This window comes from Skermania piniformis, assembly GCF_019285775.1.
GTDB lineage: Bacteria > Actinomycetota > Actinomycetes > Mycobacteriales > Mycobacteriaceae > Skermania > Skermania pinensis.
Window position 1 is genome coordinate 1,800,339 of the sequence record NZ_CP079105.1, and the last position, 12,954, is coordinate 1,813,292.

Genomic DNA, 12,954 nt, shown 5'->3' on the forward strand with positions numbered 1-12,954 from the left:
ACGAACCCTTCAGTACGGCAGTTCGATTTCGGCGGTGCAATCCACCAGCGTGGTGAACTCCTGGTTGGTCAGTCGTAGCCGCACCTGGACCAGTGGTGCGCCCCAGGACGAATCGGGGATCTTGTCGACGATCTCGGCGTCGAAGTAAGTCACGTCGCCCTCGAAGGCGGGTCCGCGGAAGTCGGCCTTGCTGTGTCGCACCAGGCCGTCGTTGCCCGCCCAGAAGGCGAGATAGTCGGTACACCAGGCACCCATCGTCGCGCCGTAGCCGTAGGCACGGGCCATCCCTACTTCGTCCGCCCGGTCGGCGTCGATGTGCCCGCGAGACGGCCCGACGTAGAGTCCGTCGCGCTTGCGCGGGTCGATCTTGGCGCCTTCCTCGTCGAACTCGAAACCCTCGGTCCAGCCGGGGTCCTGGTTGATCCAGGGGTCGTCGATGCCGTCCGGAGCCACCCAACCGAACGTCCCCCAGATGTTGAACAGAAATGCGCGATACTCGGTGGTGAAGCTGGCAATGGTGTGTGGCCCGATCACCCGTCGGGGCAAGGGGTCGCCGACCTTCACCTCGTCGAAGTGTGGTGACACACCGTCGCGGTTGGACAGTAGCCAGGCGTGCCGCAGCTGCTCGATGTCGGCGAGTTCGGCAGCGGTCCAGCGCTTCACCGCGCCGAGCTGATTGGCGTACATGCCGCGCTCGGCCGCCTCGGCAGCCAGATGCCGGATCGCGGTCGAGCGCTCCCGGGCGACGAGTACGCCATGCTGGTTGCGGTGGGCGGTGTCGCCGCGGGAGAACATGGTGGGCCCGGCGAACTTCGTCTCCACCACCTTGTAGTCGTGGAATCTGCGCTCCTGGAACAACGTGTCGCCCGGTCGTACCGGCGCGCCGTAGAACCACCACTCCTCGCCGCCGAAGATCAGGTGGCTACCCGGGATATGGCCGACGCACGCCGGCTGCGCGCCGTGCCCGTAGTCCAGCGCGACTGCGATGGACTGCGGTGCGACCAGCCCACCGTAGCGGGACGCTCGAGCGAATTCCTGGTCCCAATGCAACGGATTCGGGTAATCCATCGCCATCACCCAGCGGCGGATGTCACTGGAGCTGCAGGGATCCCAGAGCTGACCGCCGCCGACCGGCTTTCCGACCCGAGGCTCGACGTCGGTCAGGTCGAGTTCGGCGGCTTTCGGCACGGTCGGCCGGCGCCGCGCGGGAGTCTTTCGCGGAGCTGCCTGCTTGGCGGGAGTCTTTCGGGCAGTAGGCACGGTGCCCCCGATCAGCGATTCACGTCGACGACGATGCGCCCGCGGACCGTGCCGTCGATCAGCCGACCGGCCGCGGCGATCGCGTCGCCCAGGGCGATCTCGGTCGCGATCGCCTCCAGTGCCGCCGGATCGAGGTCACGGGCCAGACGAGCCCAGGCCTCGAGCCGGGCCGGCTTCGGCGCCATCACACTGTCGATGCCGAGCAACGAGACGCCACGCAGAATGAATGGGGCGACGGTGCCGGGCAGGTCCATGCCTTGGGCCAGGCCGCAGGCGGCGACCGCGCCGCCGTAACGGGTCTGTGCCGCGGCATTGACCAGCGTGTAGCTACCGGCGGTGTCGACGACACCCGCCCACCGTTCCTTCTGTAGCGGCTTCCCGCGCTCGGCCAACTCGGCGCGGTCGATGATCGTTCCCGCGCCGAGCCGAGTCAGGTAGTCGGCCTCGCCGGCCTTACCGGTGGCTGCGGCCACGCCGTAGCCGGCCGCATGTAGTAGTGCTATCGCGACGCTGCCGACCCCGCCGGTCGCGCCGGTGACCAGGATGTCGCCGTCCTCGGGCCGAATTCCGAAGCGGACCAGCGCGTTCACGCAGAGCGCAGCGGTGTAGCCGGCCGTGCCGATGGTCATCGCTTGGCGGGCGTCGAACTCGGGTGGCAGCGGCACCAACCAGTCGCCGTCCAGCCGGGCGCGTCGGGCGAGGCCCCCCCAATGGGTCTCGCCGACGCCCCAACCGTTGAGCACCACCGCGTCCCCGGTCGCCCAATCCGGATGGGTGCTGTCGGTCACGATGCCCGCCAGATCTATTCCGGGCACCATCGGGAACGACCGCACAACCGGAGACTTCCCGGTGATCGCCAGCGCATCTTTGTAATTGAGCGTCGAGTAGGCGATGTCGACCGTCACGTTCCCGTCCGGCAGGGTCGAGTCGTCCAGGCTGGTCAGCGTGACGTGCTGACCGGCGTCGGTCTTCTCGATCAGGAGTGCCGAGAACATCGGAATGGGTGTCCTTCCGTCGGTCCGATTGGAGAATATGATTCTCTTTTTCGGATATTTGATAATCGCATTGGCTGTTCGAGGTGTCAACGAGCCGGCTACCGCACGTGATCCCCAGCCGCTGTTCTGTCCACATCCGGTTCGTACCCAACCAACTGTGGCCACCGGCCTGTCGCATCATCGGTGCATGCGGGCAGCAGACGAACCTTTCCCCGGTTCGTGGGCGGTGGCGGCCGGTTCGGTGAGCCGATGGGAGCTACGGCACAACTACGACCGGGTCTACCCGGACGTGTATGTCCGCAAGGGGGTGACGCTCGACCCGGTCGCTCGGGCGAAGGCGGCGGTGCATTGGGCAAAAGGAGACGCGGTGCTCGTCGGGCGATCTGCCGCCGCCATGCACGCGTGCCGTTGGCTCGATCCCGATCGACCCGCGGAGATCGCCCTGCGGGCACACCATCGGACACCCCCCGGCATCGTCGGTCGACGAGACTCCATCGCCGCGCGGGATATCTGTCACATCGACGGGTTCCGGGTGACCACCCCGGTGCGCACCGGATACGACCTCGGGCGACGGCTGGATCGAACGGCGGCGGTGATCCTGCTCGACGCACTGTGCCAGGCGACCGGAATAGGCCCGGATCAGATCGGCGCGTACGCAGATGAGCACAGCGGTGGCCGAGGCGTCCGCCGGTTACGAGCGGCGCTCGATCTGGTCGATGCGGGAGCCGAATCACCGCAGGAGACCCGGACTCGACTGGTCTTGGTCGACGACGGTTTGCCTCGCCCGTCCACTCAGGTCCGGATTCGCGATGCGGTCGGTCGGGTGGTCGCGCGAGTTGATCTGGCATGGGAGTCGTGGCGGGTCGCGGTCGAGTACGACGGCGCTCAGCACTGGACCGACGAGTCCCAGCGCACCTGGGATATCGAACGCGCCGAGCTGCTCCGCGAGCTCGGTTGGTGTGTCGTCCGGGTCAACTCCGAACAGTTGCGTAGCCGACCCTGGCTGATCTGCGACCGGGTGCGTGCCGCACTGCGTCGGGCCGGTGCGCCGAGCGGGCTCTGACGGTGTTCGGCTCTTGGCGTTTGCCGCCACCAGAGCCCGTTCGGCGAGTCGGTGTCTCATCGGGCCGTCCAGCCGCCGTCGACGACGACGGTTTGGCCGGTCACGTAACGAGCGGCGTCGCCGGCCAGCCAGGTGATCGCCCCGACCACGTCCTCGGCGGAGGCTTCGACGGGCAGTGGGGTATTTCGCCGCAGATACTCCGCACCCCGATCGCTGTCGTACAAACTGTCGGTGATCTCGCTGCGGAAGAAGCCGGGCGCCACCGTGTTCACCCGGATCGAATGTCGTGCCCACTGCACGGCCAACTCGGCGGTCAATCCGGACAATCCGGCCTTGCTGGCCGCGTAGGAAGCTTGCGGGATGCCCGGCACCCCGACCCGGCCGCTGATCGAGGACACGTTGACGATCGATCCGCCGGTCTGCTGCATGTGCGGGAACACTGCCTGGGCCAGGCGAAACGGTGCCACAAGGTTCAGCTGCAGGGTCTGTCGGACGCTCTCGGCCGTCTCGTCCTCGGCGCGTGCCGTGGTCAGCCGGTTACCGGCCCCGTTGATCAGGATCACCGGCGGCCCGAGTTGCTCGACGACGGCCGGCACCACCGTGTCGAGCTGATCCGGATCGGCCAGGTCGCAGGGCACGGCGATGCCGCCGGTGCGGTCGGCGAGCGCGCCGAGGCGATCGGCGCGACGGGCGACCAGCGCGACTCGCGCGCCGAGCTCGGCCAGGGACGCGGCGACCGCTGCGCCCAGGCCGGACGATGCGCCGGTCACCACCGCCACGCGGTCGGTCAGCTCGAACAGTCGTAACGGACTGCTCATCGCTGCTCCGCGACCAGCGCCGGGAGCCGGGTGCGGTCCACCTTGCCCATCGCGTTCACCGGTAGCGCGTCCACCCGCGCCCACGCCTCAGGCACCTTGTACCCCGCCAGCTCGCGACGGCCGAGCGCCGCCAGGTCGCCGAACTCGGCCGTGCCTTCGACCACTGCGGCCACCCGCTGACCGAGTCGCTCGTCGGGCACCGGACAGACGGCCACCCGAGTGACGTCGGGGTGGGTGCTCAACACTCGCTCGACCTCCAACGGATAGACGTTCGCGCCGCCTCGGATGATGACCATCTTCCTACGGTCCAGTATCGAGAGGCGGCCGGCGACATCGACGGTGCCGATATCGCCGGTCGGGAACGGTCCGGCCGCCGGCGGACGGACGGCGCCGTCGGCCCAATAGCCCAGCGTGGGTCGCCACCGCCGCGCCCACGGTCCGTCGCCGGCAGCGGCGAGGCGGAGTTCGCCGAGCGACCCGGGGGAGAGTCGCTCGCCGTCGTCGGCGTAGGCGGCAACATCGAACTGGGGGAGTACATATCCGCTGGATCCGGTGGTCCAATCGGTGCCGGGCCGGTCGATCGCAACCACCGTCGGCGCCTCGCTCAACCCGTAGGTCGCCCGCGGCACGATGCCGTGCGCGGCCGCAAACGCCGTCCGTACCGGGTCGGGGGTGTCGCTGCCGCCGCTCCACACTTCCCGCAACGACGACAGGTCGGCGCCCGGCCTGCGGGCCAGGTCGTAGAGCTGGGCCGGGGCGCCGTTCCACACGGTCACCCGGTGCGCGGCGATCCATTCGGCGACGCCGTCGACGTCACGCCGGTCCATCACGATCGCGCAGCCACCGGCCCGGGCCGTGGTGAGCGTGGACAGTACGAGCAGGTTCAGGATGGTCATCGGGAAGCTGTCGCCCTTGCGCAGGTCCGGGCCCCACCCCCGGGTCGCGGCCAGCACCGCACCGGGCAACAGCAGGTTGCGCTGACTGTGCACCACCGCCTTCGGACGTCCCGAAGTGCCGCTGGTGAAACCGATCCCGGCCGGGGCGTCGATATCGAGTGGCACTGCCGGTGCCGCTTCCGCGGCGGCCACCAGTGCGGACCAGCGGTCCGGCGGGACGGCGACGGGCGAGTCGGCGGACCAGTGCGGCCCGGCCAGCACGGCGGCGGGAGCGCACAGGTCGTGCAGGTGTTGCTGCTCCGCCGCGGTCAGCGCCTCGCCGATGCCGGCCCAGATGGCGCCGATCCGTTGTGCGCCGTGGAACGCGGCCACGATGGTCAGATCATTGGGCAGGCAGGCCAGCACCCGATCGCCCGGACGCACGCCGAGCGACCACAGCGCGCCCGCGGCACGTGCGGCCTGTTCGTCCAGATCGCGGTAGCTCCAGGTGCCGGACGCGGCTACCAGGGCGGGGGAATGGGGATCCGCAGCCAGCGCGGCGTCCAGCACCGTCGCGACGGTGCCGCCACCGGAGCCGAACGTGTCCACAGCTTCATAGATACCACTATCCTTATAAAGATTCACTAGTTGGGCGCGATGCGGCGAAACGAGGACGGGATGGAGCACACAGGTCCGCTGTCGGGGGTGCGAGTCGTCGATCTGACGGCGATGGTGATGGGCCCCTACTGCACACAGATCATGGCCGATATGGGAGCGGACGTGATCAAGGTGGAACCGCCGGGTGGCGACGACACCCGCTACATCTCCGTCGGACCCGAGCCCGGAATGAGCGGCGTCTTCGTCAACGTCAATCGTGGAAAGCGCAGCGTGGTGCTCGATCTGCGTCGCCCCGACGGGGCTGCCGCACTGCGCGCGCTGATCGCCGATGCCGACGTGTTCGTCCACTCGATGCGCGGTGCGGCCATCGCCCGGCTCGGTTTCGGCTATGCCGAGGTCGCTGCGCTGAATCCGGGCATCGTCTACACCAACTGTTACGGCTACAGCCGCCGCGGGCCGGATGCCGACCGGCCGGCCTACGACGACACGGTGCAGGCCGACTGCGGGATCCCGGCCGCACAGCAGATGTTGACCGGCACACCGGGCTACGTGGGCAGCATCGTCGCCGACAAGATCGCCGGGATGACCGCGGTCTACGCCACCACGATGGCCCTGTTCCATCGGGAGCGCACGGGCGAGGGCCAGGAGGTGGAGGTGGCGATGTTCGAGACGATGGCGGCCTTCATGCTCGTCGAGCACGCCAACGGCATGCTGTTCGACCCACCGCTCGGGCCGGCGGGCTACCCACGTGCGTTGACCCCGAACCGCAGGCCGTATCGAACCGCCGACGGCTACCTCGCGGCGCTGGTCTACAACGACAAGCAATGGTCGGCGTTCGTCGGTGCGGTGCAACCGGCCTGGGCCGGTCCGGAGCTCGCCACGCTCGCTCGACGAGCTGCCCGGATCGACGAGGTCTACGCCCGGCTCAGCGATACGTTCGCCGAACGGACCACCGACGAATGGTTGAAACTGTTGCGCGAGTTGCAGATCCCGGCGTCGCCGGTGCGGTCGCTGGACGATCTGTTCGAGAACGAGCAGTTGGCCGCGTCCGGGTTCTTCCAGACCGTGGAGTCGCCGCACGGCCCGCTGCGTTTCCCGGGCCCGCCGACCTGGTTCTCGCGCACCCCCGGCCGGATCGCCGGTCCGGCGCCGCGCCTCGGCGCCGACACCGACGAGGTGCTCGGCCGATTGCCTGCGCCGGACGGTGCCGACCGGTGACCGCCGTCGATCTGCGCCCGATCCTGCGCCCCGGCGACCGAATCGTGGCCGGCCAGGCCTGCGGTGAGCCCACCACCCTGATCGAGGCGCTGATCGCGCAGGCCGGCGATATTCCGGACCTGTCGCTGTTCATCGCGACGAGCTTCTCCGGCCTGCTGACGCCGGCCGCAGTGGACGGTATCCGGGTGGCGAGCATGGGTGCGATCGGCGCCCTGCGCGGTCTGACGAAGGCGCATCGGCTGAGTGTCGTGCCGTGTCATGTGAGTCGGGTCGGGCCGATGATCAGCTCGGGCGAGATGCCGTGCGATGTCGCGTTCATCCAGGTGGCGCCGGCCGAGCCGGACGGCACGCACAGCCTCGGCTTGATCAGCGATCATGTGCTCGCCGCAGTTCGGGCCGCCCGGGTGGTGGTCGCCGAAGTGAACGAGCGGGTGCCCCGCTCCTGCGGTGAGCGGATCGACACCCGCGCCATCGACCACGTCGTGCCGGTCGCGCGGGATCCGGTGCGGGTGCAGCCGGCCACGATCACCCCGGTGGACGAGGCGATCGCGCGTCATGTCGCCGAGTTCGTCGAGGACGGGTCGGTGCTGCAGACCGGGATCGGCGCGGTACCGGATGCGGTGCTGCGCCTGCTGCGCGATCGCGCCGACCTGGGTGTGCACTCCGGCATGATCGGTGACGGTCTGGTCGATCTGGTCGAGTCGGGGGTGATCACCAACGCGCGCAAGGAGATCGACACCGGTGTCTCGGTGACCGGTGCGCTGATCGGGACCGAGCGGCTGTACCGGTTCGCCGACCGGAACCCGGCCATCCGGATGTGCACCACCGACCACACCCACGACCCGGCGGTGTTGGCTCGGCTCAGTCGTCTGGTCACCGTCAACGCGGCCGTCGAGGTCGATCTCACCGGGCAGGTCAACGCGGAACAGAGCGGTACCGCCTACCTCGGCGGAACCGGCGGGCAGGTCGACTTCGTCCGAGCGGGCGCCCGCTCACCCGGCGGGCACGCGATCATTGTCGCGCCATCGACTGCCAAGGGCGGCACCGTCTCCCGGATCACCCCGGGATTGTCCGGGCCGGTCACCACCGCACGCAGCGAGGTGGACGTGATCGTCACCGAGTACGGTGCCGCCCGACTTGCCGGCTGCACCCTGGCCGAACGTGCGCGACGGTTGACCGCCATATCGCACCCCGACTTCCGCGACGGCCTGGAGCAGGCTGCCCGCGCAATCGAACAGAGAGGATTCTGATGAGCGACGCGGTGATGTTCGACGCGCGACCGGATGGGATCGCGGTGATCACGCTGAACCGGCCGGATACCCGCAACTGCTTGTCCGGTGAGGTTCGGGCGGGGTTGTTCGCGGCATGGGACCGGTTCGAGCGCGACCCGGCGCTGCGGGTGGCTATCCTCACCGGCGCCGGAGGCACGTTCTGCGCCGGCGGGGATCTGAAGGAGATGGTCGCCACCGGGATGCGGGTGCCCCCACGCCACATGTTCCCGGTGCCCTACGACACCGTCGAGCTGACCAAGCCGACCATTGCCGCGGTACACGGCGCGGCCTTCGCCGGGGGATGGATGATCGCACAGGCCTGCGACCTCTGCGTCGCCTCGACCACTGCGACGTTCGCGGTGACCGAGGTGAAGGTGGGCCGCAGTTCGCCGTGGGCGTCGCCGTTGATCCACATGATTCCCCAGCGGATCATGATGGAGATCCTGCTGACCGGGAAGCCGATCGACGCGCAGCGGGCGTACGAGATCGGGCTGGTGAATCGGCTTGCCGAGCCGGAGCAACTCCTCGCCACCGCAATGGATCTGGCCCGCCAGATCCTTGTCGGCGCGCCGCTGTCGGTGCAGGCGGCGCGGGAGATCGTCATGCTCGCCACCGAGATGGGCCGCTCGGCCGCGCTACAGGCCGCGCGGCACGCCGCCGTGCCCTGTTACGAGAGCGATGATGCGCAGGAGGGACCGCGGGCCTTCGCGGAGAAGCGGCCGCCACATTGGGCCGGGGCGTGAGGCTGATCGGTCGAACTGGGTACACCGAGCGGGCTCTGATGGCGTTCGGCTCTCGGGCGATGCCGCCATCAGAGCCCGTTCGGCGACTGCTACTCAGCTCCGCCCGTGCTTGACCTGGTTGAACGGGACATCCCGGTCGGCGGCGTATTCCCGCGGCATGCCGAGGACTCGTTCGGCAATCACGTTGCGGGCCATCTCGGTGCTGCCGCCGGCGAGACTCCACGCGGCTCGGAACAAGTAGTCGAGCCCCACCGTCTCGGTGTCGGCGGTATCGCCGGGGGCGTGGGTGGCGGCATGGGAACCGCAGATCCGGACCGCGGTGTCGGACTGCAGCCACGCGTTCTCCGCCGAGAACAGCCGGGTGATTGCCCCTGCCGTCGGCGGCAATGCCCCCGATCGGATCGCCTCGGTCACATGGTCGATGAGCTGGTCGCGGACCAGGTTCATCGCCCGGGCCTCGCCGACGTCCTCACGCACCCGCGGGTCGGCCAGTTGCCCGGTCGCCCGTGCCAGTCGCAACAACTTGTCGGCCTCGCCACCCAGATGCGGTTTGGCCCCGCTGGTGTAGGGCGAGGTACCACCGAGCGCCCCGCGTTCGTGGAACAGCAAGCGCGAGGCGGCCGCCCAGCCGCCGCCGACCTCGCCGAGCACCGCGTCGGCGGGTAGCACCACGTCGTCGAAGAACTCTTCGCAGAACTCGGTCGAGCCGGTCACCTGTTTGATCCGGTTCACCGTCACGCCCTCGGCGTGCACCGGGACGACGAACATGGTGAGTCCCTGATGTTTCGGCACGCCCCAGTCGGTACGGGCAAGGCACAGACCGTAGTCGGCGGCGTAGGCGCCGGAGCTCCAGATCTTCGTGCCGTTGAGAATCCAGCGGTCGCCGTCGAGCTCGGCCCGGGTGGTCAACCCGGCCAGGTCCGAACCGCTGCGTGGTTCGGAGAGGAACTGCACCAGTAGCTCGTCGCCGCGCAGCACCGCAGGTAGGTGGGCTCGCTTCTGCTCCTCGGTGCCGAGGTCGAGCAGGCTGGCCGCGCAGATCGCCAACGTCGGCACGTTGAGCAGCAGGGGCATCTCGTAGGGCAACGACTCCTCGTTGAATGCGAGTTGGTGCTGCAGAGTCAGCCCTCGACCGCCGTACTCGACCGGAAAACAGAGTCCGGCGAAGCCGCCGTCGAACAGCGTCCGTTGCACGTGCCGAGCGCGCTCCCATGCCTCGATCGAATCGGACTTCATCTCGGTCGACGGTGCGGCCGGCAGGTTCTCCCGCAGCCAGGTGCGCGCTCGGACGCGGAACTCCGCGATCGTGTCCACGTCGTTCACGCTGCACTCCGCTCCAGTAGATCGGTGAGATGCCGGCGGTGTTCCTCGGGGGTGCCGTACAAGGCTCGGCCGAGAGTTATCCGCCGCAGGTAGAGATGGAGGTCGTGCTCCCAGGTGACCCCGATACCGCCGTGTAACTGCACGCAGTCCTGTGCGATCGCGGGGGCCTTCGCTCCGACATACGACTTGGCTACGCTGACCGCCTCGTCCGGGTCCGCCGCTCCGGCGTCCCACAGTGCCGCGGCGGCAAAGGATGTCGCACGGCACGCCTCCAGCCAGGTCTTGTTGTCGGCCATCCGGTGCTTGAGCGCCTGATAGGACGCCAGCGGCCGGCCGAAGGTGTATCGGTCGAACAGCCAGCTCAGCGTGCGGTCCAATGCCACGCCGGCGGCTCCGGTGGATTCGGCGGCGGTGAGTAGTGCCGCGGTGCGCGCCTGCGTGCGGATCGCCGACGTGGCTGCGGCGCCGGTGTGTACGACGGCCGCCGAGTCGAGTCGGACGTCGTCGAAACCGACTTGTGCGGTGCGTCGAGTCAGGTCGAGGGTCCAGGTGGGCTGCACCGTGACACCGGGGGTGTCGACCGGCACCAGCAGCTGCACGCAGCCGTCGGCGCCGGCTGCGGTGACCAGCAGCAGATCGGCCTGGTCGGCGGCCTCGACCCGGTCCTTGAGTCCGTCCAGTCGGTAACCGTCGCCGTCGGGCACCGCCCGGACCCGCGGCTCGGCTGTGCCGCCGAGTGCGCCGAAGCCGTCGCCGGGCTCGTAGATCGCCCAGGTTGCCACCGTGGCACCGGTGAGGATCGTCGCGACGGTGTCGGCGAACCGCGCCTCGGATGTGGCGAGTCCGGCGAGCACCGCGCTGGTCACGACGAACGGACCGGGCGCCGTGGCCCGGCCGAGTTCTTCGGCGACGATGGCCAGTTCGGTCATCGGATGACCGGAGACCGAACCACCGCCGAGGTCCTCCGGCACCAGCATCGCGGTCCAGCCGAGTTCCGCACCGCGCCGCCACCAGTCGCGGTCGAACCCGGCGTCGGCTTCGGCGAGTTCACGAACGGTCGTGACGGGCATCGTGTCGGCGAGGAAATCCCGCGTGGTGGCACGGAAGAACCGCTGGTCGGCGGTGGCATCCTCGGGCATCGGGCGGACCTCGCGATCGACGGTGGCAGATTGTCTGGAAATTTCATACTCATATGTGAGAGCCTTATTCTCAATCACGGAAAGTCACCGGTGATGGCGGAGCTCGGCCCATCCCGGTCGAACGTCGAAGGGACCGTCGCGCGATGGCCAAGTTGCAGGATCCGGACTTCTTTCTCGGGCAGGAATTGCTGGCCGATCCGTACCCGTACTTCGACGAGTTGCGGAGCAAGTGCCCGGTGACCCGGGAAGATCACCACGACGTGATGATGGTGACCGGATACGACGAAGCGCTCGAGGTCTACAACGACGTCGAACGGTTCTCCTCGTGTATCTCGGTGACCGGGCCGTTCCCCGGGTTCCCGGTGCCGCTGGACGAAACCAGCGATGTGGACGCGTTGATCGCCGAACACCGGGACAGCCTGCCGATGAGCGACCAGCTGCCCACCATGGACCCCCCGATGCACACCGATCACCGGGCGCTGCTGATGCGGCTGATCACGCCGAAGCGGTTGAAGGAGAACGAGGAGGCGATGTGGGACATCGCCGAACGGATGCTCGACCGCTACCTGAGCGCCGGCGGAGGCGACTGCATCCGTGATTTCGCCGGTCCCTTCACCCTCTACGTGATCGCCGATCTGCTCGGCGTGCCGGCGGAGGACCAGGAAGAGTTCCTGTTCACGCTGCAGCGCGATCCGCACCGGGACGAAGCCGTGGGCAGCACCAAGGGTGAGGAGGGCATGTCGCACAACCCGATGGAGTTCCTGTACGGACGGTTCGCCGACTACGTCGACGATCGGCGGAAGAACCCGCGCGCCGACGTGCTCACCACGATGGCCTCCGCGACCTTCCCCGGGGGCGCGCAGCCCGAGGTGATCGATGTGGTCCGGGTCGCGGCGAACATCTTCTCCGCCGGTCAGGAGACCACGGTCCGGTTGCTGAGTTCGGCGCTGCGGGTGATCGCCGAGCAACCCGAGCTGCAGCGATACCTGCGCGAGGACCCGACCCGGATCCAGAACTTCATCGAGGAGTCGCTGCGCACGGAGAGCCCGATCAAGGGTGACTTCCGGCTGGCCAAGCAGACCACCACGGTGGGCGGCACGGACGTGCCGGTCGGCACGGTGCTCATGGTGATCAACGGTGCCGCCAACCGCGATCCGCGTCGCTTCGAGAACCCCGACTCGTTCGATCCGGCCCGCTCGAATGCCCGCCAGCACTTGGCCTTCGGCCGTGGGGTGCACACCTGCCCCGGGTCGCCGCTGGCCCGCGCCGAGGCGCGCATCGCACTGGAACGGCTGCTGGCCCGGACCACGGACATCCGGATCGACGAATCGGTGCACGGCCCGGCGGGCGAACGGCACTACAACTACCTGCCCACGTTCATCCTGCGGGGCATGACCGCGCTGCACCTGGAAGTGGATGTGGTGGAGAGCGATCGATGAAGGTCACGATCGACACCGACCGTTGCCGTGGCCACGGTGCATGCCTGAGCTGTTTCGAGGTATTCACACTGAATCCCGACGGGTATGCCGACGCGATCAGCGATCCGATACCGGACGAGCTGGTGCCGGATGTGCGCGAGGCGGTCGCGGCCTGCCCGGAGCAGGCCATCGTCGTGGTGGAGTGAGTGCGGT

The 12,954-nt window shown here is 68.7% G+C and carries 12 protein-coding genes; 6 read left to right on the top strand and 6 right to left on the bottom strand.

Annotation, left to right across the window (positions count from 1 at the left end):
• Nucleotides 1-9: 9 nt before the first annotated feature.
• A complete protein-coding gene (locus KV203_RS08345; RefSeq protein ID WP_246600760.1) occupies nt 10-1,260 on the bottom strand; it encodes a MaoC family dehydratase in 1,251 nt (416 codons plus the stop codon).
• 11 nt (nt 1,261-1,271) lie between these two features.
• Entirely contained in the window at nt 1,272-2,255 is a 984-nt protein-coding gene (gene acuI / locus KV203_RS08350) for an acrylyl-CoA reductase (NADPH) (RefSeq protein ID WP_066467882.1), read from the bottom strand.
• A gap of 187 nt (nt 2,256-2,442) precedes the next feature.
• Between acuI and KV203_RS08355 the strand changes: the two genes are divergently transcribed.
• Entirely contained in the window at nt 2,443-3,318 is an 876-nt protein-coding gene (locus KV203_RS08355; protein ID WP_066467884.1) for an endonuclease domain-containing protein, read from the top strand.
• Between the two features lie 56 nt (nt 3,319-3,374).
• On the opposite strand, the gene KV203_RS08360 is transcribed toward KV203_RS08355, so the two are convergent.
• Together KV203_RS08360 and KV203_RS08365 are read right to left on the bottom strand one after the other, a co-directional pair.
• A complete protein-coding gene (locus KV203_RS08360; protein ID WP_066467885.1) occupies nt 3,375-4,136 on the bottom strand; it encodes an SDR family NAD(P)-dependent oxidoreductase in 762 nt (253 codons plus the stop codon).
• Nucleotides 4,133-5,620, bottom strand: a complete 1,488-nt coding sequence (locus tag KV203_RS08365; protein WP_066467886.1) for a class I adenylate-forming enzyme family protein — start codon at nt 5,618-5,620, stop codon at nt 4,133-4,135. The genes KV203_RS08360 and KV203_RS08365 overlap by 4 nt, the downstream gene beginning before the upstream one ends.
• Before the next feature lie 69 nt (nt 5,621-5,689).
• On the opposite strand from KV203_RS08365, the gene KV203_RS08370 reads away from it, so the two are divergent.
• The 3 genes from KV203_RS08370 to KV203_RS08380 are packed head-to-tail and all read left to right on the top strand — an operon-like array spanning nt 5,690 to nt 8,861.
• On the top strand, nt 5,690-6,847 hold the full coding sequence (locus KV203_RS08370) for a CaiB/BaiF CoA transferase family protein (RefSeq protein WP_066467887.1): 1,158 nt from the start codon (nt 5,690-5,692) through the stop codon (nt 6,845-6,847).
• Nucleotides 6,844-8,097 (top strand): acetyl-CoA hydrolase/transferase family protein, encoded by a 1,254-nt coding sequence (locus KV203_RS08375; protein ID WP_066467888.1) that lies wholly within the window; start codon nt 6,844-6,846, stop codon nt 8,095-8,097. The genes KV203_RS08370 and KV203_RS08375 overlap by 4 nt, the downstream gene beginning before the upstream one ends.
• A complete protein-coding gene (locus KV203_RS08380; protein WP_066467890.1) occupies nt 8,097-8,861 on the top strand; it encodes an enoyl-CoA hydratase/isomerase family protein in 765 nt (254 codons plus the stop codon). The genes KV203_RS08375 and KV203_RS08380 overlap by 1 nt, the downstream gene beginning before the upstream one ends.
• 93 nt (nt 8,862-8,954) lie before the next feature.
• On the opposite strand, the gene KV203_RS08385 is transcribed toward KV203_RS08380, so the two are convergent.
• Complete coding sequence (locus tag KV203_RS08385) at nt 8,955-10,184, bottom strand: acyl-CoA dehydrogenase family protein (RefSeq protein ID WP_066467891.1); 1,230 nt, start codon at nt 10,182-10,184, stop codon at nt 8,955-8,957.
• Nucleotides 10,181-11,323, bottom strand: a complete 1,143-nt coding sequence (locus tag KV203_RS08390; protein WP_066467892.1) for an acyl-CoA dehydrogenase family protein — start codon at nt 11,321-11,323, stop codon at nt 10,181-10,183. Before KV203_RS08390 ends, KV203_RS08385 begins: the two co-directional genes overlap by 4 nt.
• A 143-nt stretch (nt 11,324-11,466) precedes the next feature.
• Between KV203_RS08390 and KV203_RS08395 the strand changes: the two genes are divergently transcribed.
• The gene (locus KV203_RS08395) at nt 11,467-12,762 is read left to right on the top strand and encodes a cytochrome P450 (protein WP_066467893.1); all 1,296 of its coding nucleotides are present in this window, start codon (nt 11,467-11,469) and stop codon (nt 12,760-12,762) included.
• Nucleotides 12,759-12,947, top strand: coding sequence for a ferredoxin (locus KV203_RS08400; RefSeq protein WP_066467894.1), 189 nt, complete (start codon nt 12,759-12,761; stop codon nt 12,945-12,947). Before KV203_RS08395 ends, KV203_RS08400 begins: the two co-directional genes overlap by 4 nt.
• Nucleotides 12,948-12,954 lie beyond the last annotated feature (7 nt).

Coding starts and splice junctions, on each gene's coding strand:
- acuI (WP_066467882.1), bottom strand. CDS start 2,255: ATGTTCTCGGCACTCCTGATCGAGAAGACCGACGCCGGTCAGCACGTC.
- KV203_RS08355 (WP_066467884.1), top strand. CDS start 2,443: ATGCGGGCAGCAGACGAACCTTTCCCCGGTTCGTGGGCGGTGGCGGCC.
- KV203_RS08360 (WP_066467885.1), bottom strand. CDS start 4,136: ATGAGCAGTCCGTTACGACTGTTCGAGCTGACCGACCGCGTGGCGGTG.
- KV203_RS08370 (WP_066467887.1), top strand. CDS start 5,690: ATGGAGCACACAGGTCCGCTGTCGGGGGTGCGAGTCGTCGATCTGACG.
- KV203_RS08380 (WP_066467890.1), top strand. CDS start 8,097: ATGAGCGACGCGGTGATGTTCGACGCGCGACCGGATGGGATCGCGGTG.
- KV203_RS08390 (WP_066467892.1), bottom strand. CDS start 11,323: ATGCCCGAGGATGCCACCGCCGACCAGCGGTTCTTCCGTGCCACCACG.
- KV203_RS08395 (WP_066467893.1), top strand. CDS start 11,467: ATGGCCAAGTTGCAGGATCCGGACTTCTTTCTCGGGCAGGAATTGCTG.
- KV203_RS08400 (WP_066467894.1), top strand. CDS start 12,759: ATGAAGGTCACGATCGACACCGACCGTTGCCGTGGCCACGGTGCATGC.